The sequence below is a fragment of the Peribacillus sp. ACCC06369 genome (genome assembly GCF_030348945.1).
Taxonomy (GTDB): domain Bacteria; phylum Bacillota; class Bacilli; order Bacillales; family DSM-1321; genus Peribacillus.
Window position 1 is genome coordinate 1,494,471 of sequence record NZ_JAUCEN010000002.1, and the last position, 24,756, is coordinate 1,519,226.

Genomic DNA, 24,756 nt, shown 5'->3' on the forward strand with positions numbered 1-24,756 from the left:
TTTTCCCGGAATGAATAAAATGGATGCGAACGAAATTATTTCTTTTATTTCAAATAGTAAAAAATCTACACCAGTAAAGGTCTATGTCAAAGGCGATTTAGAAGGCATGGATTTTGGTCCAGCTTCGAAAACTTTCATTACAGGTAATACAGGGGTTGTATTCGGTGAGTGGTCTGAAGTCGAAGAAGCAATCAAGGCAGCGGGAACAAAAATCGAGGATTATGTTGTTGAAAATGATCGTCGTAACTCTGCCATTCCTTTATTGGACCTAAAAGGCATCAAAGCCCGTATCGAGCCTGGTGCAATAATCCGTGACCAAGTATCGATCGGTGACAACGCAGTGATCATGATGGGGGCATCAATCAATATTGGCTCGGTCATTGGTGAAGGTACTATGATTGACATGAACGCAATACTTGGCGGACGTGCTACAGTGGGTAAAAACTGTCACGTAGGTGCAGGTGCAGTTTTGGCAGGTGTCATCGAGCCACCTTCGGCCCAACCGGTCATTTTGGAAGACGATGTTTTAATCGGAGCTAATGCGGTCGTTCTTGAAGGTGTGAAAATCGGTCAAGGATCAGTCGTGGCAGCTGGTGCGGTTGTAACGAAAGACGTTCCGCCTTACTCCGTGGCTGCTGGTATACCGGCGAAGGTCATTAAACAAATTGATGAAAAAACCAAATCAAAAACAGAGATCATGCAAGAACTTCGTCAACTATAATTTCTTAGTGAATATTGCCTGAAGCGTGGATAATTATATCCACGCTTTCTGTATAGGGAGGGAATAATGTGAAAATAAATCTTTTTGCCGAGATCCGGCGTGATTTGCATCAAATACCGGAGATAGGATTTAAAGAATTCAAGACGCAGCAATACCTATTGAATTACATAACGAATCTGGCCCAGGAGCGAATGGAAATAGAAACCTGGCGAACAGGGATATTCGTGAAAGTGAAGGGAAGGAACCCGCGGAAAATGATTGGCTACCGGGCTGATATAGATGGTCTGCCGATAAAAGAGGAAACTGGACTGCCTTTCGCATCCAATCACGAGGAATATATGCATGCCTGCGGCCATGATTTTCATATGAGCATCGGTTTGGGTTTATTGACATATTTCACCGAAAATCCGATCGATGATGACATACTATTCATTTTCCAGCCTGCAGAAGAGGGTCCTGGCGGAGCTGAACCGATGCTTAAATCGGAAACCATGAAAAAATGGAAGCCGGATATGATCCTTGCTTTACATATTGCTCCAGAGTATCCAGTTGGAACGATTGCTGTTAAAGAAGGGCTTCTATTTGCCAATACATCTGAATTATTCATCGATTTGAGAGGGAAAGGGGGGCATGCAGCCTATCCGCATGAAACAAAAGACATGGTCATCGCAGCCTGCTCGCTTGTAGGGCAGCTACAAACCATCGTTTCCAGGAATGTCAATCCGCTTGATTCAGCTGTCATTACAGTTGGGAAGATTACTGGAGGCACCGTTCAAAATATTATTGCGGAGACAGCGCGTTTAGAAGGCACAATACGCACCCTTAACCCCGAATCGATGGTAAAGGTCAAGTCAAGAATAAAAGCGCTTGTGGATGGGATACAAGTTGGTTATGAGTGCTTAGCAGAAATAGACTATGGTGCGATGTATCACCAGGTGTATAATGAAGAACGGTTGACCCGGGAATTCATGGAATTTACAGAGATGTCCAACGCTGTTCATTTACATCGCTGTACTGAAGCGATGACGGGTGAAGATTTTGGATATATGCTAAAAGAGATACCTGGCTTCATGTTTTGGCTAGGGGTTTCATCGGAATACGGATTGCACCATGCTAAGTTAAGTCCTGATGAAAGCGCGATTGAACTCGCGATTAACCATTTAACTGAATATATAACATTTAAAGGAAATGAATCTTAAAAAATGCTTTTTAGAACTGAACATGCTCTAAAGAGAGAACGAATGATGTTGGAGGGCTTATTGTGAAAAAAGAATTTGCGGTAATTGGACTTGGCCGTTTTGGAGGCAGTATAGTCAAGACATTAGCTGAAGAAGGATTAGGGGTTCTGGCTATCGATGCAGACGAAGATCGAGTGAATGAATTTGCCAGAATAGCTTCACATGCCGTGGTAGGGGATACGACGGATGAAAATGTGCTGAGAAACATAGGCATTCGTAATTTTGATCACGTCATTGTAGCGATTGGAGAGAATATTCAAGCCAGTATATTGACGACTCTCATGCTTAAGGAACTGGGTGTCGGAAATGTTACGGTAAAAGCGCAAAATGATTATCATGAGAAGGTTCTTCGGAAAATCGGGGCAGACTTTGTGGTGCACCCCGAACGGGATATGGGGAGAAGGATTGCCCATAATATCGTCTCCAATAATATACTCGATTATTTGGAGCTTTCTGATGAACATTCCATCGTCGAAATTGTTGCAAGCCAAAAGATGAATGGAAACTCAATATTTGACCTTGATATTCGCGCTCACTATGGGTTGAACATCGTTGCGATTAAAAGAGGGAACGAAATAAATGTCTCCCCACAGGCAAGCGATTTAATTCATAAAGGTGATATATTGATTGTCATCGGGGCCGATTCAGACATCAATCGCTTTGAAAAAAAAATTGTGGAATAAGCAAGGCGTATCACAAAAAAGCCCAGCCATCAATGGCTGGGCTTTTTTGTGATTATTGGACCTCCATGATGATCGGTAGGATCATAGGACGGCGTTTAGTTTTTTCATATAGGAATGGAGATAAAGTGTCTGTAATTTCATTTTTAATTTCAGACCATTGTGTAGTTTTGCGATCCATCACCTTATTTAAATGCTTGGTGATCAAGGATTGAGCATCGCTGATCAGGTCTCCTGATTCTCTCATATAAACAAATCCGCGTGAGATGATGTCAGGTCCGGATGAAATTTTGAATTCCTTCATATTTATGCTGACAACGACAACCACAAGGCCTTCCTCGGAAAGAATCCGACGATCACGCAGCACGATATTACCGATATCCCCGATGCCGCTTCCATCGATATAAACCGAACCTGAAGGGATTTTACCAGCGATTTGTGCCGTGTTTTCACTTAAGGAAAGTACTTCACCATTGTCCATGATAAAGCAATTTTCTTCCGGAACACCGCAATCGACTGCATGGCGGGCATGGAGTTTTTGCATCCGGTATTCACCATGGATTGGCATGAAGAATTTTGGCTTTATCAAACGAAGCATTAGTTTTTGTTCCTGCTGTCCACCATGTCCTGATGTATGAATGTCATTCAAAGGACCTGAAATGACTTCTGCTCCAGCACGATATAATTGATTAATCGTTCTGGAAACACTGATTGTGTTACCGGGAATAGGTGAAGAAGAAAATACCACAGTATCACCAGGAATGATTTGAATTTGACGGTGAGTGCCATTCGCTATCCGCGACAGGGCTGCCATTGGTTCACCTTGGCTGCCTGTACAAAGGATGGTTACTTTATTTGCAGGCATACGATTCAATTGCTGTACATCAATAAATGTATCTTTAGGCGCTACGATATATCCAAGATCTTGACCAATTGCTATGGCTGAATCCATGCTACGTCCAAAAACAGCTATTTTACGGCCATTAGCCACTGCTGCTTCCACAACTTGCTGAAGGCGATGGATGTTCGATGCAAACGTTGCAAAAATGATCCGGCCGTCAACCTTACGGAAAATGTCTTGAATGGTATCGCCGACACGGCTTTCGGACATAGTAAAGTTTTGTACTTCACTATTTGTGCTATCTGAGAGTAAGCACAATACGCCTTCTTTACCGATTTCAGCCATCTTTGTCAAGTTTGCAGGCTCACCCACAGGTGTGAAGTCGAATTTGAAATCACCAGTATGGACAATTTGTCCAGGTGGGGTTTTTACGACGATTCCATAAGAATCAGGGATACTGTGAGTTGTGCGGAAGAAAGAGACGGAAGTCTTCCGGAACTTGATCACTTCATCTTCACTGATTTCAATCATGGTTGTCTGACGTAAAAGGCCGTGTTCTTCCAATTTATTACGAAGTAACCCAAGAGCTAGCTTACCGCCGTATACTGGTACATTCACTTTTCTAAGTAAATATGGAATCCCGCCAATATGGTCTTCATGGCCGTGCGTAATGAAAACACCTTTAATTTTATCTACATTTTTCTCTAAATAGCTGTAATCTGGAATCACATAGTCAATACCGAGAAGTTCATCTTCAGGAAATTTAATTCCAGCATCAATGACGATGATCTCATCTTGAAACTGAACAGCATATGTGTTCTTACCGATTTCGCCTAAACCGCCCAGGGCGAATACAGCTGTTTGATCGTTTTTTACAAATTTCATAAATTATAGCTCCAATACTTTGTAATCTTCATTTTGTTTTTCATATTCTAAATATGCTCCAGTTACGGGTAGTACGATTTCTACGTTATAAGGTTCTTTTTTTAATTTTAAACGGACGTCACGAACGGATTCACCTTCGATAAACACTGTTTTAGTATTCTCCCTGATGGGAACCTCTGCTATGGTTACTTGATAGTATACCTTAAAAACCATTTTAATCTCTCCTCACTTGTTTGCATTGCTTTTTTCATTATATATAAAAACAACAATTTTTTCATGTTTTTCAACATCATGTAAAAATAAACCCAGCTCCGCCATAAAAACGGAAGGGGTTTTGATGAATTAAATATACCAATGTCTAAAAAGTATATAAAAAAATAGATGGCCGATTCGGGTATCAATCCAATTGTAGCTTCCTCTATCTTATATCCTATCCGATTTTACTATGTGTGAAACTTAAATCGATAAAGAAAAGTTTCTGCCGGCTTGTTTTTATGCAAAAAACGGTTACTCACTTTATCTAATTTAAATGGGGTCTTTTTTCGCAAACGATTTCTTTCTTAATTAATATAGTACCACCGGGTACAGCGTTTCATGAACAGACAACGACTCATATTTTGATTGAATATGTATTCACCTGGCCATTCAAGCCAAGATAGAAAGAATGCTTAACAAGAACTTTACAACAAGGAAGAAGCCCTCCGCAAGTTTTTGAAGGGCTGTCCGAAAAAAATTCGCATTTGGATGACGGCCAAGGCAGGATATGAGTGGCAGATCATGCGATAGATTTTTTTCTTAAAAGATCATTCCACTGTTTAACAAGCTTTTTACGAAGCTTTTTTAACATGGCGATCACGCTCCCTTAGTTATTATTGTATAGGATTATTCAATAATGTAAATATGTCTTTACAAGTACTTGGCCCATTTTTGAAAAAAAAGGCTCATTCTTTCAGGTGACTGTGATTTTAGGGGCAAGAAGGACGGAGAAGTGTATTTTGGAAAACCTGAGTTGAGTTCTATTAGGAATAGTATATGCTCATTAGTGAATAAAAAACGTAACTTTGAGGGAAATCCGCTAGAGTTACTTGACTTATCTTGATGACAATTATTAAATGGGTACATATTAAAAATGAATGAATTGGAAGTGAATCGTTAGTGAAAATCGTATTTTTTGATATTGACGGAACATTGCTCGATCATGAAAAAAAGTTACCTGCTTCAACGAAAAAAGCCATAAAGCAACTACAGGATAGCGGGGTTTTTGTAGCGATTGCCACAGGAAGGGCCCCATTCATGTTCGAGTCTTTAAGGGAAGAGCTTGGCATTGATACATTCGTAAGTTTCAATGGACAATACGTTGTTTTTGAAGGGAAAGTGGTTTATAAAAACCCTTTGAGCATACCTGAGATAAAGCGGCTTCACGAACATGCTGAAAATAATCAAATACCGATCGTTTTCATGAATGAGGAGACAATGAAATCGAGTGTTCCACATCATGGCAGAATTGAAGAAGCATTAAGCACCTTGAAGTTTCCACACCCTGAACATGTGGCAGACTTTTATGAGGACCATGAAATATACCAAGCCTTATTATTCTGCTCGGAAGATGAAGAAGGGAACTATGTTGGGAAATATGATGACTTTCACTTTATTAGATGGCATGAATACTCGACGGATGTACTTCCATTCGGGGGGTCAAAAGCAGAAGGCATTAAAATATTAATGGAAAAAGTCGGGTTTGCTCTAGAGGATGTTTACGCCTTTGGAGATGGCTTAAATGATATAGAAATGTTAAAAGTAGCAGGATATGGCGTGGCAATGGGGAATGCCGGTCAACTTGTGAAACAAGAGGCCGACTTTGTAACGAAGGATGTCGATGATGATGGCATACTTTTTGGTTTGAAGGAACTTGAATTGATTTAAAAATAAAAACTCCCGTCAACCAACAAGACGGGAGTTTTTGTCGCTTATTAGGTTACCTTTCCACCTCAATGGAATTTTCCGGAACGGCATAGGGGTCTTCCTGATTGATATGATCATAAAACATGATTCCATTTAGATGGTCGATTTCATGTTGAAAGCAAATGGCTGCGGTGCCTTTTAGACGGAGTTGAACCGATTTCCCTTCCAGGTCAGTACCCACGACGGTTATTCGAGCATAACGTGGTACATAGCCGGAAACGGGGCGATTAACGGAAAGACAGCCTTCTCCGCTTGTCAAGTATGCTTTTTCCACTGAATGGCTAATGAGTTTAGGGTTGAAAAGTGCATAGCTATACAGTTGATCATCTTTTTCTTTCAAATGAACCGCGATCATCCTTTTTGAAACATTGACCTGTGGTGCAGCCAAGCCAATTCCTGCCCTTAACCCGTATAGGGCAGCAATATCGGGCTTCTGGCTGTTTTGGACATATTCCATCAAACTGGCTAAAAGTCGCTTATCTTCATCTGATGCCGGAAGTGGAACCTCTAACGCGACTTTCCTTAATATTGGATCGTCTTCATGAACAAAGTCATCCATAGTAAGCATGATCTATCACCCCATATATTCTTATAATATGTATAGGGTCATTTTAACAAAAAAAGTGCTGAAAGTTAATGGATTGGTCTAGTGAAAGTGTAATGGGAGGGATGGAATCAGTCGATAAATTCCTATCCCAGCCATTATTTTTATTTGCGTGTTGAGATTTTTAAAAAATTTTTAATCAATTTTTGTGAATCAGGGTAAATAGATAACATATTCGGGTAAAGGTATAGTAATTATCTGTTTAGCATAAACAAGCGCCGACAATGATGAGCAGAATGAACAGGACAATGATCAGGGCGAAGCCGCTTCCAAATCCGCAGCCGCCACCTTGGTCACCATAACCAAAGCTGGGTGCAACGGAAACCGGATAACAACACTCCTGGTTGTAACCTCCATACATAATTTCATACCTCCGTTTTTGTTTTATTAAAATGTTGACCACTCTGATTTGAAACGGTCCCTACAGCCTATGCAGTATGGTTTAAAGGGTGTAGGCTAGAGCCCAGTAATGATAAATTCATGTTCGGAATATGATTAGTGCAAATGTCCGTGCATAAACAGAAATTTAAAGAAATATGAAACTTCAAGAACTATCAGAAGGAGCTGTCTATGTTGAAGAGTTTTGGTCCATATGTTATTTTACTTCTTTCATTAGTGATCTTGACCGGTTGTTTTAACGGTTCACCGGAAGAAAAGATCCATAAGATCCTGGAGAAAACTGCTGAAAAGGAAAATAATTTCACCGAGCATCAAGAGCCGCTTAATGATTTGGAGAAAAAGGAAAAAGAAAAGTATGAGAAAATCATTGAACTTGGATTGGATGAGTATGAACAAATCGTCGAGATTTCAGATGAAGCAACCAAGAATATCGACCAACGGGAGGAAATAATAGAAAAGGAACAAAGCAGTATGCAATCCTCAAAAGAACAATTCAATAAGATAGGTGAACAAATCGGGAAAATAGAGGATGAAAAAGTTAAAAAAGAAGCGGCTGACTTGAAAAAGATCATGAGTGAGCGTTATAGCACCTACGACAATTTGTATGATGCCTATCAACAAAGTCTGGCTTATGATCGTGAATTATATGAACTGTTTAAAAAAGAGGATTTGAAAATGGATGAATTACAAGGGCAAATCGAGAAAATCAATACCTCTTATGCAAAAGTTTTGAAGGCGAATGAACAATTTAATGCATTAACGGAAAAATCCAATCAAAAAAAAGAAAGTTTTTATGATAGTTCCGGCATAGAAATGGCTGATTCTACAAAATAATATAATAATGATGGGCTGTGATCCTCAATCACAGCTCATTTTTTGTGCATCCAGTTCATTTATAGACTAAAAAATTTTAGAATAGTTTTTTTGTCGAAACAAGTGAATGTAAAATTTTCAGTACCTGTACTAAAAAAAAACGTTAATAGAGAATCTAACAGCTGACTGATATGAAAGCGTTTGAGTATTTTTTCGTAATATTATCTTAAAGGCTCAAATGCCTGTAGTTAATGCGGTTTTGGAATCGATGGGATCGACGGAGGATTTGAAATATTATTCGTCGTCATCCCTAAAATGATAAATACGGGAAATTTAATAGTACAGTCGTAAAACGAAAACTAATACAGAGAAGAAGTTTTAGTGTTGGAAATTCTATTAAATCAAAAAAATAAGGAACTCCAAGTGATTGACTTGATGTTAATTCATCTTGTAAACTTAATCTATAAAAGTTCTTGTATCATTTTCCTTGATTTTTTTTATGGTACAGAATAAGATTGAGACATATTAAGCATATCCACGTTTGAGGGATTGGTCTTAAGGGAAAAATAAAAGAATGTATTGTTGAAGAAACTAAAAAGCAAACTATTTTTGCTTTATAGAATAATAATAGCAAACCTTTTTAATGAAAGGATGAGGTGCCAAAATGGCTCAAAAAACTAAACAAGCTAAAATTAATGTTCAAGATCAGCTTAAGAAAGTGGAAGATCAATTTGAAACTTTTCAAATTTTAAATGAAGAGGGAGAAGTCGTTAACGCAGCGGCAATGCCTGATTTAAGTGATGAACAACTGCAAGAATTAATGCGTCGTATGGTTTATACCCGCATCTTGGATCAACGTTCTATATCACTGAACCGCCAAGGAAGATTAGGGTTCTATGCACCGACTGCCGGTCAAGAAGCTTCTCAAATCGCTTCACAGTATGCTTTGGAAAAAGAGGATTTCATTCTTCCTGGATACCGTGATGTGCCGCAAATCGTTTGGCACGGCCTGCCGCTATGGCAAGCATTCCTATTCTCCCGTGGACATTTTAAGGGAAATCAAATTCCTGAAGACGTCAATGTTATTTCGCCTCAAATCATTATCGGCGCTCAATATATCCAAGCTGCCGGAGTGGCTCTTGGATTGAAGAAACGCGGAAAAAAAGCTGTTGCCATCACATATACGGGTGACGGTGGAACATCTCAAGGTGACTTCTATGAGGGTATTAACTTTGCAGGTGCATTTAAAGCGCCAGCTATCTTCATCGTGCAAAATAACCGTTTTGCAATCTCGACTCCTGTTGAATTGCAATCAGCATCAAAAACTTTAGCCCAAAAGGGTGTGGCTGCAGGTATTCCTGGCATCCAGGTTGATGGTATGGATGCATTGGCCGTTTATACAGTTGTTAAAGAAGCACGTGAACGTGCAATTAATGGTGAAGGTCCTACATTGATCGAAACATTAACTTACCGATATGGACCACATACGATGGCTGGGGATGACCCGACACGTTACCGTACTTCCGATATGGATAATGAGTGGGAACTAAAAGATCCATTGGTTCGTTTCCGCAAGTTCTTGGAAAACAAAAAACTTTGGAATGAAGAATTAGAGAACGAAACAATAGAAAAAGCAAAAGACGATATTAAAGAAGCAATCAAAAAGGCTGATGCAGAACCTAAGCAAAAGGTTACAGACCTTATTGAGAACATGTATGAAGAAATGCCTTATAACTTAAAAGAACAATATGAAATTTATAAAGAGAAGGAGTCGAAGTAAGCCATGGCTCAATTGACGATGATTCAAGCAATTACAGAAGCATTACGTACAGAACTTAAAAATGATGAGAATGTACTCGTTTTTGGAGAAGATGTTGGTCTTAATGGGGGAGTTTTCCGTGCAACGGAAAATCTTCAAAAAGAATTCGGTGAAGATCGTGTATTCGATACACCACTTGCTGAATCTGGAATCGGTGGATTAGCGGTTGGTCTTTCTTTACAAGGTTTCCGTCCTGTTCCTGAAATTCAATTCTTCGGGTTTATATATGAAGTAATGGATTCCGTAAGCGGTCAGCTTGCTCGTATGCGCTACCGTTCAGGGGGACGTTACAGTGCGCCAGTTACAATTCGCTCACCTTTTGGAGGCGGAGTGCACACTCCGGAAATGCACGCTGATAGCTTAGAAGGTTTAATGGCTCAGCAACCAGGGTTAAAAGTAGTAATCCCTTCCACTCCTTACGATGCAAAAGGCTTATTGATTTCAGCGATTCGTGATAATGACCCAGTCATTTTCCTTGAGCACATGAAATTGTACCGCTCATTCCGTCAGGAAGTTCCTGAAGAGGAATATACAATTCCATTAGGAAAAGCGGATGTGAAGAGAGAAGGAACGGATTTATCCATTATTACGTATGGTGCGATGGTACAGGAATCCATCAAGGCAGCTGAAGAATTGGCTAAGGATGGTCATTCCGTCGAAGTGGTCGACTTACGGACTGTGTCTCCATTGGATATTGATACAATCATTGCTTCTGTAGAAAAAACTGGACGCGCTATCGTTGTTCAAGAAGCCCAAAAGCAAGCTGGTATAGCAGCGAATGTTGTCGCTGAAATTAACGAACGTGCCATTTTGAGCTTGGATGCTCCAGTACTGCGAGTGGCTGCTGCTGATACGGTATTCGCGTTTTCACAAGCTGAAACAGTATGGCTCCCTAATTATAAAGACATTATTGAAACGGCAACTAAAGTCTTGAAGTTTTAACAATCTTAAGTAATGGGAATGAACGTCCTGCTAGTGAAAGTGATTTTGCATTAACGGTAATGCAAGATAAAGGACTTTATTCAATGCACTAAGTATGATTTAATATAGGAGGTTGAACTCAGTGGCATTCCAATTTAGACTCCCTGATATCGGAGAAGGTATACACGAAGGTGAAATAGTGAAATGGTTTGTAAAACCAGGAGATAAGATACAAGAAGATGACGTGCTTTGTGAGGTTCAAAACGATAAGGCCGTTGTTGAAATCCCATCACCAGTGGAAGGTACCGTTGAAGAAATCCTTGTTCAAGAAGGAACGGTTGCCGTTGTTGGCGATGTACTTGTAACATTCGATGCTCCAGGATATGAAGATCTTCAGTTTAAAGGGGATCATGGAGAAGAAGCGAAGGCAGAAGGTGGAAAGGATACGGAGGCCCAGGTTCAAGCAACTGCTGAAGCTGGACAGGAAGTCAAGAAAGAGGCTGCTCCGGTTCAAGAAAATAGTGCAGAAACGGGCGCGGGATCACAACCACAGGTTGAGGCGGATCCTTCACGACGTATTATCGCCATGCCTTCTGTTAGGAAATATGCACGCGAACAAGGGGTAAATATTCGTGAGATTTCTGGTTCTGGAGATAACGGCCGCATCATGAAAGAAGACATCGATGCTTTCAAAAACGGCAAAACGGCTCCACAGCAACCAGCAGCTCAAAGTGAAGCTTCACAACAAAATGATAAGGAAACAACCGAAAAACAAAAAGTTTCGATTCCAGAAGGACAATATCCTGAAACTCGCGAGAAAATGAGCGGTATGAGAAAAGCTATCGCCAAAGCAATGGTTAAATCCAAACAGACTGCTCCACATGTAACATTGATGGATGAAGTCGATGTGACGCTACTGGTTGCTCACCGTAAGAAATTCAAGGAAATTGCTGCAGAAAAAGGAATCAAGCTTACATTCCTACCTTATGTTGTTAAAGCGTTAACAAGTGCATTGCGTGAATTCCCTATGCTTAACACATCATTTGATGATGAGGCTAGTGAGATTATCCATAAACACTATTACAATATCGGAATTGCGGCAGACACAGACAAAGGACTGCTTGTTCCAGTTGTAAAAGATGCAGATCGTAAATCAACTTTTGCCATTTCACAAGAAATTAATGAATTAGCGACGAAAGCTCGTGACGGTAAATTGGCTCCTAACGAAATGAAAGGTGCTTCTTGCTCCATTACGAATATCGGTTCCGCAGGCGGTCAATGGTTCACACCTGTAATCAATCATCCAGAAGTTGCCATTCTAGGGATTGGACGCATTGCCGAAAAAGCAATTGTACGCGACGGGGAAATCATCGCCGCTCCAGTTCTGGCATTATCACTGAGCTTTGATCACCGCATGATTGATGGAGCAACTGCTCAGCATGCATTGAATCATATCAAAAAGTTATTGAACGACCCAGAATTATTGTTAATGGAGGCGTAAACAATGGTAGTAGGAGATTTTCCAATCGAAACAGATACTTTAGTGATCGGTTCAGGCCCAGGGGGATATGTTGCCGCAATTCGCGCAGCACAGCTTGGACAGAAAGTAACGGTCGTTGAAAAAGGAACAATCGGCGGAGTTTGTTTGAATGTAGGCTGTATCCCATCGAAAGCTTTAATCTCGGCGGGACACCGTTTCCATGAAGCTCAGCATTCAGAAGACATGGGTATCTTTGCAGAAAAAGTTACTGTTGATTTTTCTAAAGTACAAGCTTGGAAAGGTACTGTTGTAAAAAAATTAACAGGCGGTGTAAGCAGCCTGTTAAAAGGTAATAATGTTGAGGTTGTAACTGGGGAAGCTTATTTCGTTGATGAAAACAGCATCCGTGTTATGAATGATGACTCAGCCCAAACATATACATTTAAAAACGCAATCATCGCTACTGGTTCATCGCCAATCGAGATTCCGTCATTTAAATATACGAAACGAGTACTTAATTCCACTGGTGCCCTTGCTTTGGAAGAAGTTCCAAGTTCTATCGTGGTAATCGGCGGAGGTTACATTGGTACCGAGCTTGGCGGAGCATTCGCAAGTTTTGGCACTAAAGTGACCATCCTTGAAGGTACGGAAGAAATTCTTTCTGCAGGCTTTGAAAAACAAATGGCAGCTCTTGTTAAACGTAACCTTAAAAACAAGGGTGCTGAAATTGTTACCAAAGCAAATGCTAAAGGCGTGGAAGAAACTGAAACAGGCGTAACCGTTACTTATGAAGTAAAAGGCGAAGAGAAAAAAGTTGAAGCCGATTACGTTTTAGTAACAGTTGGACGTCGTCCTAATACTGCAGAAATCGGCTTAGAACAAGTTGGAATCAAAATGACTGACCGTGGTTTGATTGAAACGGATAAACAATGCCGTACAAGCGTGAAAAACATTTACGCAATCGGTGATATCGTTTCTGGACCTCAGTTAGCTCATAAAGCTTCTTATGAAGGTAAAATTGCAGCTGAAGCCATTGCAGGACATTCATCTGAAATCGACTATCTTGCCATTCCGGCTGTTGTATTCTCTGAACCGGAACTAGCTTCTGTCGGTTATAATGAAAAAGAAGCGAAGGAAGCTGGAATCGAAGCGCTTGCTTCTAAATTCCCATTCGCTGCAAATGGACGTGCTCTTTCATTAAATAATACGGACGGATTTGTGAAGCTTATCACTCGCAAAGAAGACGGATTGGTTATAGGAGCACAAATTGCAGGACCAAACGCATCTGATATGATTGCAGAACTTGGTTTAGCTATCGAAGCGGGAATGACTGCTGAAGATATCGCGATGACAATCCATGCACATCCAACTTTAGGGGAAATCACTATGGAAGCAGCTGAAGTTGCCCTTGGAACTCCTATTCACATCATTAAGTAATTGATTTTAAAAAAAAGCGTACTGCATTAGGCAGTACGCTTTTTTGTATTGGCAAGAAGATGAAAATGGAGGATTACTCCTAATTCATTATTTTCTTTACACTAGTTAAATGAAAAGGACAAAAAGGGCATAAGCTATAAAAAGGACTTCTAACTTTTTTCCTTGAAAGGGTTTTAAAAAGGTAATAGAGGATAAAAAATAGGATGAGCGATGTTTGCTAAAGGATATTTTTTGCCAATAAAAAGACTATGGCTGATGTATTCATATTAAAATGGGGTGGATCACTTGAAAAATTATCTGGTAATCCTCTTTCAACTAATCGTTTGGAGTGGGTATACATTAGTTGAATGGCTGTCTGTTAATGATCGATTTGTTTTCAAAGTATTCATGTTTCTGGTCTTTTCTTATTTAGCCATTTACATTGGCAAAATGATTTTAAAGTCCAATAAGCGAACCATGCTTGTTACTGTGATAAGCCTATTATGTTATGGGATTTTACAAATCCTTTTGGAAACGTTAGTACCCATTTATTGAATTTTTTTCGTATGGCCAGCAACGACACAAGAAGCAACGGAGGAACCATGATTAACAGAGTATTAGTATTACTTACATCTATATCATGTTTCTTGATGGCTTGTAACGATCACAATCCCAATCAAACCGAAAATGAGAATCAAGAAAGTGTGGAAACGGCAGCAACAGTTCAAGATGAAAGCCAGCCAGAAAAAGATCTGAAAAAAGAAACATCAAAAATAAATCTCGTAGAGAATGTAAAGGCAGAATATCGGGTGAACAAAGATAAATGGTCATTTAAACCCATTGGGGATGCAAATCCGAAAGTTGTGTTGTTAACCTTTGATGGTGCACCTGATTAATATTCGCTGGAAATTGCCAAAACCCTTAAGCGACTTGAAGTACCTGCGATTTTTTTCGTGAACGGTCACTTTCTTGAAAAAGATGAAAATAATGCGATGCTAAAAGTAATTCATGATATGGGTTTTTCTATCGGTAATCATACGTATTCCCATGTAAATGTAAAAGAATTGACTGAAAAGGAACAAGAGAGGGAAATCGTTAAATTGAACAATTTGGTTGAAGGCATTATAGGTGAACGCCCTAAGTACTTCAGGGCGCCTTTTGGATTGAAAACCGATCATTCAAAAAAAGTTGCTGAGGAAGAAAACATGTTGGTCATGAATTGGACATATGGATATGACTGGGAAAAAGAGTATCAGGATAAAAAAGCTTTAACTGATATCATGTTGAACAGCTCATATTTAGGAAATGGTGCGAACTTACTGATGCATGACCGGAAATGGACGAGTGAAGCGATAGAGGATATCGTGAAAGGTTTTCAAAAGAAAGGTTATAAGTTCCTTGATACAAAATTAATTGAAACGCCTGCATGAGCTAATTCTCGGCCACAGCAGGTTTTTTATTTCCTTGGATAGTAATACATCACCCGATTATTGAATAGATGGAGCTGTGCCCGTAATTTCTTTGCTAGGAACTTGCACAATTCATTAGCTTTTCCCTTATCACCGAAAGTTGCTGTTTCAGGGAGGGTGAATTGGATATAGGATTGAATCCGCTCTAATCCATTTTCATCCTTAACGACTTCTTGGTCAACGCCTATCAATATCATGTGGTATCGATCCTCTTTGGCTTGGAGATAAATAGCCTTATCTTTCATACTTTCAGGTACTTTCATTTCATAAGGAAATGCTTTCTTATCATACTCCCAATCCAGTTGCTTTCCTGTTTTTGCTGTGATCATTTGATAATAATTCAGCAATTCTTTCACATCTTCAATGGTTACAGTCGCTTTTACGGACTCGGGAACAAGTTTAATATAGGCATTTTCAGTCATTTGGATCCCCCTTAGATCTTTCGAATGTAAGTATATATTAACATTTTATGGTTGTTTTATATACTAATCTATATGTAATTTGAAAGGCAAAATTCCTTTTTCACCTTGTTTTGCTGAGTAAGGAATGTGGTGGAATTTTAAAAAAAGAGCTCAAAGAGCCGTTCGTTTTTTGAAAATGAACGTTTTCATAATAAGAATTCCAATGATTGGAACCGTTTACTTCCAATCGGCGGTTTCAAAATGAAAGAAATAAATCAATGGAATGAACCTATATTGAATTTAATGGAAAAAAGTATATATGTTATACTTTTTAGCTTGAAATAATAAATGTGTTATATTATAATTCATATAAAGCGGTTACATTATGTAATTGATGCATACAATATAGAGGAAGGGGTTGTAAAAATGGGAACTATCGTATGTCAAACTTGCAATAGCACGATTGAACATTTTGAAGATGAAAAAGTAAGTGTACTTTATACACACAATCACAACTGCCAAAGCTGTGATACAGCTGCCTCTGAAAAATAAATGGAAAAAGACTTTTAGATTAATAGAATTGAAGGGTGTTTCAGGGTTGTAACCTGGAGCACCCTTTTTATCGAAGTTAACGAGGGAGAATTCTTCCGTTTCCAACCAAAGCACTTTGCTCAATTACGTTGAATCAATAAAATGGGCAAAAAACCAGAGCAGGTATCTGCTCTGGTTTGATGAAATTCATTCAGTTTTTAATGATGCGCAAATATTTTATCTCTGGATCCTCTGGACCTTGGACAGGTAGGCCTGCCTCGATGTTTTTCCGGATGTAATTGATATTATCTTCAGTAATCAGTTCGCCTGGTATGAAGATCGGGATTCCCGGCGGGTAAACCATGATGAATTCAGCACTGATTTTGCCGACCGATTCCTCGATGGGAACCACTTCGGTCTCTGCATAAAATGCCTCCCTTGGTGATAAAGCAAGTGGCGGTGTATCAGGAAGGAGGACTTCAATTTTTTCATGTTCAGCAGCCATTTCCTTAAACTCATCCGATAAGTCTCTTAGGGCAGCGATCAGCAGGTCCGCTTCTATTTTTGAGTCTCCCGGTGTTATCAGGCAAAGGATATTGTACAAGTCAGAAAGTTCGACTTCGATATTATGCTTTTCACGCAGCCATTTCTCAACGTCGTATCCGGTAATATTCAATTCCTTAATGGAAATGATCAACTTAGTCGGATCATAACTAAATGCTGCCTTACTCTCAAGAATTTCGCTGCCGACACAGTATAGATAAGGAATCTCATTCACGGCCTCACGGATATATCCTGCGAGATTGATGGCCTCATCGATCATTTCCCTGCCTACCGTCGCCAGCTGTCTTCTAGCCGTATCCAGGGAAGCCAGAAGTATATAGGAGGTTGAGGTCGTTGTGAGCATGCTCAAAATGGCTTGTACACGATTTGCTGAAACCAATCCAGTTTTAACATTTAATATGGAACTTCCCGTTAGTGAACCGCCCAGTTTATGAACACTTGTTGCAGCCATATCTGCTCCAGCTTGCATGGCTGACATCGGCAAGTCTTCATGGAAGTGAATATGGACACCATGTGCTTCATCTACAAGAACTGGGATTTCGTGGGAATGAGCAAGTTCGACTATTTTTTGCAAATCAGCCGAAATACCGAAATAGGTGGGATTGATTACAAGCAAACCTTTAGCATCACCATGTTCCCTTAAAGTTTTTTCAACGGCATCGATGGTGATTCCGTGGGAGATGCCCAAGTCTTTGTCTATTTCAGGATTGATGAAAATGGGAACAGCTCCGGAAAATACAATGGCAGACATTACGGATTTATGTACATTCCTCGGAACGATGATTTTGTCCCCAGGTCCGCAGACTGTCATGACCATCGTCATGATCGCTCCACTTGTTCCTTGAACGGAAAAGAATGTATGATCTGCACCAAAAGCTTCAGCGGCAAGATCCTGAGCTTGTTTAATGATACCTTTAGGTTGATGGAGATCATCGAGTGGTGCAATATTGATTAAATCTATGGATAATGCATTTTCTCCAATGAAATTACGGAAATCAGCGTCCATTCCTTTTCCTTTTTTATGACCTGGAATATGAAATTGAACGGGATTTTTTTTTGCATGCTGCAATAAGGCAGTGTATAAGGGTGTTTCATTCTGTGACAATTCTTTGTGGCCCCTTTTCAATATAATAGGTAAAAAATATCGGGGAGGGTATACTCCCTTTCTATTAACGATCGTATGTTTCTCCGATTCCATTCAAATGGTCTTGTGGATAGACATAAAACAAATGAATTATAGCACGTCTTATAATAAATGCCTAGCGTGACTTTAATGTCCTGACATAAACAAATTTTAAATGCCTTCGATGTTAAGGGGCTCAATAAAAATATCAGCCGATTATAATTGAGTATATGCCAGTATTAACTGGATTGACTCAAGAATTCTTCATTTATAAATATTGAATGCGTGAGTTTAAAAATTGAACGGGTAAGCAATATTTGCCATAATTAAGCTATGTTATATAGATTGCAGCTAAATAAAACAAATCACTAAAAGGAAAAGGGAGATGAGGAGTTTGAAGTGGAATACGCGTGTGACCAATTTGTTAGGGATTCAATACCCAATCGTACAAGGGGGATTGGCTCATTTAGCTTATGCAGAACTGGCTGCGGCAGTTTCGAATGCAGGAGGGCTTGGACAGGTAACGGCCATGTCCTTGGAAAACCAAGAGCAACTGATAGATGAAATTAGAAAAACTAAATCATTGACGGATAAACCCTTCGGTGTGAACTTTGCAATCGGGCAGCATGGAAGGCCTTATGAACACATGCTTGAAGCAGCATTGAAAGAGGATATCGCAGTTGTTTCCGTAACCGGCGGAAACCCTTCGCCATTTCTTGAATACGTCAAAGGTACTCAGGTGAAAAAACTGGTGCTAGTTGCTGCAAGAAAGCAGGCTGTGAAGGCTGAACAGCTTGGTGCAGATGCAGTGATGGTGGTTGGGCAGGAGGGCGGCGGACATTTAGGCCGTGATGATATTGGAACCTCTGTGTTAATTCCTCAAGTTGTGGATTCCGTTAAAATTCCAGTCATCGCCTCGGGGGGGTTTGGCGATGGGCGCGGTTTGATGGCAGCATTGGCTCTTGGCGCCGATGGAATCGAGATGGGAACACGATTCATAGCAGTCAAGGAGTGCGTTCATGCGCATGAATTATATAAAAATGCCTTGGTTTCCGGTACAGAAAATGATACCGTTGTCATTAAGAGGTCCATTGGTGCACCAGCCAGGGTAATTGCAAACAACTGGACCGATAAAATCCTTGAAATAGAAAAAGAAAATGGCGGATATGAGCAATTGAAGGATTACATAAGTGGAAAAGCGAACCAGCGTTATATTCACGACGGTGTTGAAAGTGAAGGATATGCCTGGGCTGGACAAGTGATGGGGCTGATTCATGATGTACCATCGACTGCTGAACTATTCAGTCGGATTATCGGCCAAGCGGAAGCAATTCGTTCAAAATGGGCAGACTGAAGATAAATGGACTCCCGGACAACATGAAAAACTATCTAGAAGGAGCGTGTTAGGGTATGGATTATCAATATCCAATGGATCTTGATTGGACTACTGATGAAATAGTAGATGTGATTAAATTTTTTGAAGCGGTAGAAAAGGCTTATGAAAATAAAATACAAAAAGAAGAATTTATGAAAGCATATCGAAGATTCAAGGAAATAGTCCCCGGTAAGGCGGATGAAAAAAAGTATACGGATGAGTTTGAGTCAGCCAGCACCTATTCAGCATATCTCGTTATTAAGAAGGCAAAAGGAATCGAAGACGGAGAATGGATAAAAATGAAAAATTAAAAATTAAAAATATAATTTTTAGAAAACTCCATTGACTTACTGAAAAGATTGTTTTAACATAATAATCAAGAAAAAGATAAAGGCAGTGACGAAGAAGAGTACCTTAATGCTGTTCTGCAGAGAGCCAGTGGTTGCTGAAAACTGGTGAACGAATTTAAGCGAATGGACTTCCGAGCCCCAAACCGAAACGGATTGACGGAGTAGGCTTTGGCGATTATCTCATCGTTAATGGAGATAGGCATGTTAATGCCGTAAAGTGAGCTAATTTAGCTAATTAAGGTGGTACCACGGGTTCCTCGTCCTTTGGATGAGGGCCCTTTTTGCGTTTTTATGAAAATGATAATTAAATCTATGAATAAGAGTAGTAATCTTTTTAGATGCGTCACAGAGAGCCGGAAAAGGTGGAAACCGGTACGATATAAGAAGATGAATGGACTTATGAGTGGTTTCTTGAAATAAGTAGGGAAACTCGGCTGCCACCGTTAAAGGGTATTCGCAAGAAACTTTCATTTCTTGCTTGAGAGGGAAAAATGATGCGTTTTTCCAACTTGAGGTGGCACCGCGGTATACCGTCCTCTGCAGACACATATTTGTGTTTGCAGGGGATTTTTTTATGGGATTTTCAATATAAATACCTTTTAGAGGAAAAGTCAAAAAATATTCAGAGTAACTGGAAACTCCGGCACTCGTCAAAAGGGTCTGCCCTTTTAACAGTTTATATGATCGTATAAGAATCGGGAGGGAATTGAGATGAACAATTTGGATGAAAAAAAAATACTCCGCTTCAAAATGGACACAATTGAAGGGGATATCCACACACCCATTGCCATATTTCAGAAAATGGATGGGGAACAGAAATTTTTATTGGAAAGTTCCAATTCGCATCATGACAACGGGCGCTATTCTTATCTAGGTTCAAACCCATACTTGGAGGTGACATCGCTCGCTAACCAAGTATATGTGAAAGACCCTGAAACAGGTGACCAAATCGTAAAGAACATCAATATCATCGAGTTTCTAAAAAATGAATTGTTAGTTGAGATAGGAGAGGCCCCCGTACATCTTCCGCCATTTAATGGAGGTGCAATCGGCTATATGGGCTATGATATCATTCGGCTATATGAAAATATAGGCTCGGTGCCGCCTGATTCTCTGCAAATGCCTGATGCTCATTTTCTCTTTTATAAAGAACTGTATATATTCGATCATGTTTTGCAAAAAATCCATCTTTTGACTGCGGAAGAAGATAGTGAAAAAAGTTTATTGGGGATGAAGGAAAAAATCAATCAGGCAAGCAAACCGTCAAAGGAAATATCGTCGGAATATTTGGAATTCAAGTCGAATTTCAGTCAGGATGAATTTGAGAAAATGGTTCTTGATGTTAAAGCGGCGATTGTGGCTGGTGAAGTGTTCCAAGTTGTTTTATCACAAAGATTTAAAGCGGACTTCGATGGTGAACCTTTCGATGCCTATCGTCGTCTGCGTTTAGCCAACCCATCACCTTATATGTTTTATATAGAATTTGGTGACTATACCATTCTAGGGTCGTCTCCAGAAAGCTTGATCAGTGTTTCATCAGGAATGGTTCACGTTAATCCCATTGCCGGTACAAGGCCGAGAGGGAAAACGGACGAAGAAGATAAGGGATTGGAAAAAAGCCTGCTGATGGATGAAAAGGAACTTGCTGAACATAGGATGCTTGTTGATTTAGGAAGAAATGACCTTGGGAGGGTTTGCGAAATTGGTTCAATCCACCTGACCGAGGAAATGGAAATTCAAAGATATCAGCATGTCATGCATATTGCTTCTAAGATTAGCGGAAAGCTTAGGGAAGGATTCACGAGTTTGGATGCGCTGACGGTCTGCCTCCCTGCTGGAACAGTTTCAGGTGCTCCTAAAATCAGGGCGATGGAGCTGATCAATGAACTGGAAAATTGTAAACGCGGGATGTATTCAGGCTCAATAGGATTCATTGGTTATGGAGGGGATCTTGATATGGCATTAGCCATTCGGACGATGATCATTAAAGATGGCAAGGCACATGTACAGGCAGGGGCAGGAATTGTATATGATTCAGATCCAAAAACGGAATATGAAGAAACACAAAATAAAGCACGAGCTCTAATGGAGGTTCACACAAAATGATTTTATTAATTGATAACTATGACTCGTTCACTTACAACCTTTATCAATATTTAGGGGAAGTGGAAAAAGAAATCGTTGTAAAAAGGAATGACGAAATCACCCTTGCTGAAATTGAGGAATTGAATCCCATGGCAATCGTCATTTCCCCGGGACCTGGCCGGCCGGAAGATGCTGGTATCAGTATGGAGATCATTCGTAGCTTTTATGAGAAGGTTCCGCTTTTAGGCATTTGTCTGGGGCATCAGGCCATTGGTGCAGTTTTTGGTGCGAACGTGGTTGGGGCAAAACAAATCATGCACGGGAAAACATCGGTCATCGAGCATGATGGAACAGGTGTATTTGCGAAACAGGACCTACGATTCCCGGTAATGCGTTACCATTCTCTTGTAGTTGAAAGGGCGAGTTTGCCAAATGAGCTGACTGTGACGGCGAGTGCACTTGATGATGGGGAAATCATGGCCCTAAAACATCAAGATTTCCCGCTATACGGGTTACAGTTCCACCCTGAATCAATAGGGACGAAAATCGGCAAGGAATTATTACATCAATTTTATAAGATTGCCGGAACCTTTCAATCAGAGAAGGAACAATCCATTTTATAAATACAAAAAACGACTGGGGGAGTTTAGTGGTGAAGGAGTATTTAGCGAAGTTAGCAGAGCGTCAAACATTGACGGAAGAAGAGATGAGCAGAGCAGCCCAAGCGTTATTTTCTAAAGATATCACCGAAAGCGAGATGGCAGCGTTCATCATAGCCCTTAAATCCAAAGGGGAAACGGCAGGTGAGATAGCAAGCCTTGTCCGAGTCATGAGAAAAGAAGCAAGAAGTGTAAAAACAAGCTCCCTTAATGTAATGGATAATTGCGGAACGGGAGGAGATGGATCACAAAGCTTCAATATAAGTACCGCATCGGCCTTCGTACTGGCTGGGGCAGGTGTCAAGGTTGCCAAACATGGAAACCGTAGCATTTCAAGTAAAACGGGAAGCGCGGATGTATTGGAAGAGCTAGGTGTTAATTTGTACTTGGAGCCTGACATGTTAAAAGAACTGCTGGAGGAAAATGGGATCACATTCTTATTTGCCCCATCCGTCCACCCTAATATTGCACGAATAATGAAAGTAAGAAAAGAATTGAAAATCCCGACAATATTTAACCTTATCGGACCTTTGACAAATCCAGTTCAACTCGACACTCAATTATTGGGAATTAATCGACGGGATATGCTCGAGCTATTTGCGGAAGTCCTGCATAAATTGGGCAGGACACGCGCGGTCGTGATAAATGGTGCCGGTTTTATGGATGAAGCAAGCCTGCAGGGTGAAAATTCACTCGTGCTTTTGGAGCAAGGGGATATAACCCAATTTACGCTGCATCCTGAAGAAGTGGATCTGCCGGTTTACGGAAATGATGCCATCCGTGGCGGTGACGCCAAACAAAACGCCGATATTATGCTTCGCCTTCTCAAAGGGGAAAAAGGTGCCTATCGCGATACCGTTTTATTGAATGCTGGATTGGGATTATACGCACATGGTACGGCAGCTACGATCAAAAAAGGAATCTCCATGGCCAAAGAAAGCCTGGATAGCGGATCGGCTCTTACAAAGTTAGAAAATCTAATTGCTTATGGCAATAGAAATAAGGTGGTCATGTAAATGGAAAATATCTTAACGAAAATCATCGAACAGAAAAAGGTGGAAGTCGCAAAATTAAAAGAAAGGGACTTAGATGATTCGGTATTGATCAATATAGTCAGACCATCTCTTGTAGAAAATTTGAAAACGGCAAAATCAATGGCTGTTATTGCGGAAATAAAACGGGCTTCCCCTTCAAAAGGGGACATTAAAATTAATGTGAATCCAATCGAGCAGGCACTTTCATATGAAAGCGGCGGTGCGGCAGCAATATCCGTATTGACGGATGAGATTTTCTTTAAAGGATCTTTTGCAGATTTGAGAACCGTAAGCGAGGCGATACGGATTCCCAGGTTGTGCAAGGATTTCATCATCGATGAAATTCAAATCGATCGTGCCTATCGAGCTGGTGCAACAATCATTCTATTAATTGTGGCTGCACTTTCTAAAAAACGTCTTCATGAATTATATCAATATGCAAAAAATAATGGGCTTGAAGTATTAACGGAAGTCCATGATGAAGCCGAACTGGAACGAGCACTCGAACTAAATGCAGAGCTCATAGGGATTAACAATCGGAATTTAAAGACCTTCAAAGTGGATTTGGCTGTAACGGAACGACTAGCGAAGTTACTTGATCCAAAACGCCATATCATTATCAGTGAAAGTGGAATAAAGACAAAAGAAGACGTTATGCGTGTGAAGGAAGCTGGTGCAAAAGCGGTTTTAGTCGGGGAGACACTGATGACTTCATCAAATCTTCCTTATACGATGGCCGAATTGCAAATGAGTATATAAGGAGATTAATATGTTAGTGAAAATCTGCGGGATAAAGACTTTGGCAGCTGCTCGGACTGCTGTTGGATCCGGGGCAGACTTTATTGGTTTCATTTTTGCCGAGAGTAGCAGAAAAGTCGAGCCGGATATAGTAGGTGAGTTTGGGGCGAATCTACCCGGACATGTTAAAAAAGTCGGAGTGTTTGCCAATCAAACTGAACAAGAAGTGATAAAAAGTGCTGAAATTGCAGGATTGGATTATATTCAGCTTCATGGTAACGAGTCTGCCAGCTTCGCCCGCAGAATGCCCCTGCCGGTGATCAAGGCCTTTGCCATCCAGTCAGAGAAAGACCTTGAAAACCTTCATGAATACCCGGCAGATTATCTATTAGTGGATCTTCCTAAGGGTTCTTCCGGTAAGGGACTAACTTTGGATTGGGAAATGATCCGAAAAGCGGACTTGCCATGGGGAAAGGTGATTCTAGCGGGTGGGTTGACTCCGGAAAATGTCGGAAAAGCGATTAGTGCCGTTTCACCATTCGCAGTTGACGTAGCCAGTGGCGTTGAAACAAACGGATTAAAAGATGTTGTAAAAATAAAAGCATTTATCAATGAGGCAAAATATACAGCCGGAAAAGAGGAATGAAT

26 protein-coding genes and 2 other annotated features are annotated in these 24,756 nt (G+C 40.3%); of the genes, 20 read left to right on the forward strand and 6 right to left on the reverse strand.

Annotated features, from left to right (window positions below; translation table 11 throughout):
* Positions 1-10 precede the first annotated feature (10 nt).
* The 3 genes from dapD (at position 11) to QUF78_RS08165 (ending at position 2,642) form a co-directional block, all read left to right on the forward strand.
* Positions 11-721, forward strand: coding sequence for a 2,3,4,5-tetrahydropyridine-2,6-dicarboxylate N-acetyltransferase (gene dapD, locus QUF78_RS08155; RefSeq protein WP_289317295.1), 711 nt, complete (start codon positions 11-13; stop codon positions 719-721).
* Positions 722-795: 74 nt separating this feature from the next.
* Positions 796-1,920 (forward strand): N-acetyldiaminopimelate deacetylase, encoded by a 1,125-nt coding sequence (locus tag QUF78_RS08160; protein WP_289327269.1) that lies wholly within the window; start codon positions 796-798, stop codon positions 1,918-1,920.
* A 62-nt stretch (positions 1,921-1,982) separates the two neighbouring features.
* Positions 1,983-2,642: a potassium channel family protein gene (locus QUF78_RS08165; RefSeq protein ID WP_063231996.1), complete on the forward strand. Its 660-nt coding sequence runs from the start codon at positions 1,983-1,985 to the stop codon at positions 2,640-2,642.
* Between the two features lie 52 nt (positions 2,643-2,694).
* On the opposite strand, the gene rnjA is transcribed toward QUF78_RS08165, so the two are convergent.
* Entirely contained in the window at positions 2,695-4,365 is a 1,671-nt protein-coding gene (rnjA, locus tag QUF78_RS08170) for a ribonuclease J1 (protein WP_289324277.1), read from the reverse strand.
* A gap of 3 nt (positions 4,366-4,368) precedes the next feature.
* Positions 4,369-4,578 carry a DNA-dependent RNA polymerase subunit epsilon gene (locus tag QUF78_RS08175; protein WP_289324278.1) on the reverse strand — a complete coding sequence of 70 codons (210 nt, stop codon included), beginning with the start codon at positions 4,576-4,578 and terminating at the stop codon, positions 4,369-4,371.
* Between the two features lie 942 nt (positions 4,579-5,520).
* Here QUF78_RS08175 and QUF78_RS08180 point away from each other — a divergent pair.
* A complete protein-coding gene (locus QUF78_RS08180) occupies positions 5,521-6,288 on the forward strand; it encodes a Cof-type HAD-IIB family hydrolase (protein ID WP_289324279.1) in 768 nt (255 codons plus the stop codon).
* 52 nt (positions 6,289-6,340) lie between these two features.
* Here QUF78_RS08180 and def read toward each other — a convergent pair whose 3' ends face one another.
* Positions 6,341-6,895: a peptide deformylase gene (gene def, locus QUF78_RS08185; protein WP_289324280.1), complete on the reverse strand. Its 555-nt coding sequence runs from the start codon at positions 6,893-6,895 to the stop codon at positions 6,341-6,343.
* 238 nt (positions 6,896-7,133) lie between these two features.
* Complete coding sequence (locus QUF78_RS08190; protein WP_289324281.1) at positions 7,134-7,292, reverse strand: YjcZ family sporulation protein; 159 nt, start codon at positions 7,290-7,292, stop codon at positions 7,134-7,136.
* A 212-nt stretch (positions 7,293-7,504) separates the two neighbouring features.
* Here QUF78_RS08190 and QUF78_RS08195 point away from each other — a divergent pair, with 212 nt between their 5' ends.
* From QUF78_RS08195 to QUF78_RS27795, 8 genes are all read left to right on the forward strand, one after another.
* Positions 7,505-8,164 (forward strand): YkyA family protein, encoded by a 660-nt coding sequence (locus tag QUF78_RS08195; protein ID WP_289324282.1) that lies wholly within the window; start codon positions 7,505-7,507, stop codon positions 8,162-8,164.
* A 643-nt stretch (positions 8,165-8,807) separates the two neighbouring features.
* Positions 8,808-9,923 carry a pyruvate dehydrogenase (acetyl-transferring) E1 component subunit alpha gene (gene pdhA / locus QUF78_RS08200; protein ID WP_289317288.1) on the forward strand — a complete coding sequence of 372 codons (1,116 nt, stop codon included), beginning with the start codon at positions 8,808-8,810 and terminating at the stop codon, positions 9,921-9,923.
* 3 nt (positions 9,924-9,926) lie between these two features.
* Complete coding sequence (locus tag QUF78_RS08205; RefSeq protein ID WP_289324283.1) at positions 9,927-10,904, forward strand: alpha-ketoacid dehydrogenase subunit beta; 978 nt, start codon at positions 9,927-9,929, stop codon at positions 10,902-10,904.
* A 121-nt stretch (positions 10,905-11,025) separates the two neighbouring features.
* Positions 11,026-12,384 carry a dihydrolipoamide acetyltransferase family protein gene (locus tag QUF78_RS08210; RefSeq protein WP_289317287.1) on the forward strand — a complete coding sequence of 453 codons (1,359 nt, stop codon included), beginning with the start codon at positions 11,026-11,028 and terminating at the stop codon, positions 12,382-12,384.
* 3 nt (positions 12,385-12,387) lie between these two features.
* Complete coding sequence (gene lpdA, locus QUF78_RS08215; protein ID WP_289317286.1) at positions 12,388-13,800, forward strand: dihydrolipoyl dehydrogenase; 1,413 nt, start codon at positions 12,388-12,390, stop codon at positions 13,798-13,800.
* Positions 13,801-14,076: 276 nt separating this feature from the next.
* Positions 14,077-14,334 (forward strand): hypothetical protein, encoded by a 258-nt coding sequence (locus QUF78_RS08220; protein ID WP_353957684.1) that lies wholly within the window; start codon positions 14,077-14,079, stop codon positions 14,332-14,334.
* A gap of 47 nt (positions 14,335-14,381) precedes the next feature.
* The gene (locus tag QUF78_RS27790) at positions 14,382-14,675 is read left to right on the forward strand and encodes a hypothetical protein (RefSeq protein WP_353957900.1); all 294 of its coding nucleotides are present in this window, start codon (positions 14,382-14,384) and stop codon (positions 14,673-14,675) included.
* 12 nt (positions 14,676-14,687) lie between these two features.
* Positions 14,688-15,209, forward strand: a complete 522-nt coding sequence (locus QUF78_RS27795) for a polysaccharide deacetylase family protein (RefSeq protein WP_353957937.1) — start codon at positions 14,688-14,690, stop codon at positions 15,207-15,209.
* A gap of 26 nt (positions 15,210-15,235) precedes the next feature.
* On the opposite strand, the gene QUF78_RS08230 is transcribed toward QUF78_RS27795, so the two are convergent.
* On the reverse strand, positions 15,236-15,670 hold the full coding sequence (locus QUF78_RS08230) for a DUF1885 family protein (RefSeq protein ID WP_289324284.1): 435 nt from the start codon (positions 15,668-15,670) through the stop codon (positions 15,236-15,238).
* Between the two features lie 405 nt (positions 15,671-16,075).
* Here QUF78_RS08230 and QUF78_RS08235 point away from each other — a divergent pair, with 405 nt between their 5' ends.
* Positions 16,076-16,201 carry a GapA-binding peptide SR1P gene (locus tag QUF78_RS08235; RefSeq protein ID WP_072272684.1) on the forward strand — a complete coding sequence of 42 codons (126 nt, stop codon included), beginning with the start codon at positions 16,076-16,078 and terminating at the stop codon, positions 16,199-16,201.
* Between the two features lie 190 nt (positions 16,202-16,391).
* Here QUF78_RS08235 and QUF78_RS08240 read toward each other — a convergent pair whose 3' ends face one another.
* On the reverse strand, positions 16,392-17,849 hold the full coding sequence (locus QUF78_RS08240; RefSeq protein WP_289324285.1) for an aminotransferase class I/II-fold pyridoxal phosphate-dependent enzyme: 1,458 nt from the start codon (positions 17,847-17,849) through the stop codon (positions 16,392-16,394).
* A 412-nt stretch (positions 17,850-18,261) separates the two neighbouring features.
* On the opposite strand from QUF78_RS08240, the gene QUF78_RS08245 reads away from it, so the two are divergent.
* The 7 genes from QUF78_RS08245 to QUF78_RS08275 all read left to right on the forward strand — a co-directional run bounded on the left by QUF78_RS08245 (position 18,262) and on the right by QUF78_RS08275 (position 24,754).
* Positions 18,262-19,221 carry an NAD(P)H-dependent flavin oxidoreductase gene (locus QUF78_RS08245; RefSeq protein ID WP_289324286.1) on the forward strand — a complete coding sequence of 320 codons (960 nt, stop codon included), beginning with the start codon at positions 18,262-18,264 and terminating at the stop codon, positions 19,219-19,221.
* Between the two features lie 56 nt (positions 19,222-19,277).
* A complete protein-coding gene (locus tag QUF78_RS08250; protein ID WP_289324287.1) occupies positions 19,278-19,553 on the forward strand; it encodes a UPF0223 family protein in 276 nt (91 codons plus the stop codon).
* A 76-nt stretch (positions 19,554-19,629) separates the two neighbouring features.
* Positions 19,630-19,860, forward strand: a binding site (T-box leader).
* A 35-nt stretch (positions 19,861-19,895) separates the two neighbouring features.
* Positions 19,896-20,133, forward strand: a binding site (T-box leader).
* A 170-nt stretch (positions 20,134-20,303) separates the two neighbouring features.
* Positions 20,304-21,698 carry an anthranilate synthase component I gene (gene trpE / locus QUF78_RS08255; protein ID WP_289324288.1) on the forward strand — a complete coding sequence of 465 codons (1,395 nt, stop codon included), beginning with the start codon at positions 20,304-20,306 and terminating at the stop codon, positions 21,696-21,698.
* Positions 21,695-22,300: an anthranilate synthase component II gene (locus QUF78_RS08260; protein WP_289324289.1), complete on the forward strand. Its 606-nt coding sequence runs from the start codon at positions 21,695-21,697 to the stop codon at positions 22,298-22,300. The genes trpE and QUF78_RS08260 overlap by 4 nt, the downstream gene beginning before the upstream one ends.
* A 29-nt stretch (positions 22,301-22,329) precedes the next feature.
* The gene (trpD, locus tag QUF78_RS08265) at positions 22,330-23,352 is read left to right on the forward strand and encodes an anthranilate phosphoribosyltransferase (protein WP_289317278.1); all 1,023 of its coding nucleotides are present in this window, start codon (positions 22,330-22,332) and stop codon (positions 23,350-23,352) included.
* Positions 23,353-24,129: an indole-3-glycerol phosphate synthase TrpC gene (gene trpC / locus QUF78_RS08270; RefSeq protein ID WP_289324290.1), complete on the forward strand. Its 777-nt coding sequence runs from the start codon at positions 23,353-23,355 to the stop codon at positions 24,127-24,129.
* Between the two features lie 10 nt (positions 24,130-24,139).
* The gene (locus tag QUF78_RS08275) at positions 24,140-24,754 is read left to right on the forward strand and encodes a phosphoribosylanthranilate isomerase (protein WP_289324291.1); all 615 of its coding nucleotides are present in this window, start codon (positions 24,140-24,142) and stop codon (positions 24,752-24,754) included.
* The last annotated feature ends 2 nt before the right edge of the window (positions 24,755-24,756 follow it).

Excerpts from the sequence above, each read along its gene's own strand:
- QUF78_RS08230 (WP_289324284.1), bottom strand. The coding sequence starts at position 15,670 with ATGACTGAAAATGCCTATATTAAACTTGTTCCCGAGTCCGTAAAAGCG.
- QUF78_RS08235 (WP_072272684.1), top strand. The coding sequence starts at position 16,076 with ATGGGAACTATCGTATGTCAAACTTGCAATAGCACGATTGAACATTTT.
- QUF78_RS08175 (WP_289324278.1), bottom strand. The coding sequence starts at position 4,578 with ATGGTTTTTAAGGTATACTATCAAGTAACCATAGCAGAGGTTCCCATC.
- QUF78_RS08250 (WP_289324287.1), top strand. The coding sequence starts at position 19,278 with ATGGATTATCAATATCCAATGGATCTTGATTGGACTACTGATGAAATA.
- lpdA (WP_289317286.1), top strand. The coding sequence starts at position 12,388 with ATGGTAGTAGGAGATTTTCCAATCGAAACAGATACTTTAGTGATCGGT.
- QUF78_RS27790 (WP_353957900.1), top strand. The coding sequence starts at position 14,382 with ATGATTAACAGAGTATTAGTATTACTTACATCTATATCATGTTTCTTG.
- rnjA (WP_289324277.1), bottom strand. The coding sequence starts at position 4,365 with ATGAAATTTGTAAAAAACGATCAAACAGCTGTATTCGCCCTGGGCGGT.
- dapD (WP_289317295.1), top strand. The coding sequence starts at position 11 with ATGAATAAAATGGATGCGAACGAAATTATTTCTTTTATTTCAAATAGT.
- QUF78_RS08275 (WP_289324291.1), top strand. The coding sequence starts at position 24,140 with ATGTTAGTGAAAATCTGCGGGATAAAGACTTTGGCAGCTGCTCGGACT.
- trpE (WP_289324288.1), top strand. The coding sequence starts at position 20,304 with ATGAACAATTTGGATGAAAAAAAAATACTCCGCTTCAAAATGGACACA.
- def (WP_289324280.1), bottom strand. The coding sequence starts at position 6,895 with ATGCTTACTATGGATGACTTTGTTCATGAAGACGATCCAATATTAAGG.
- pdhA (WP_289317288.1), top strand. The coding sequence starts at position 8,808 with ATGGCTCAAAAAACTAAACAAGCTAAAATTAATGTTCAAGATCAGCTT.
- trpC (WP_289324290.1), top strand. The coding sequence starts at position 23,353 with ATGGAAAATATCTTAACGAAAATCATCGAACAGAAAAAGGTGGAAGTC.
- QUF78_RS08205 (WP_289324283.1), top strand. The coding sequence starts at position 9,927 with ATGGCTCAATTGACGATGATTCAAGCAATTACAGAAGCATTACGTACA.
- QUF78_RS08190 (WP_289324281.1), bottom strand. The coding sequence starts at position 7,292 with ATGTATGGAGGTTACAACCAGGAGTGTTGTTATCCGGTTTCCGTTGCA.
- QUF78_RS08260 (WP_289324289.1), top strand. The coding sequence starts at position 21,695 with ATGATTTTATTAATTGATAACTATGACTCGTTCACTTACAACCTTTAT.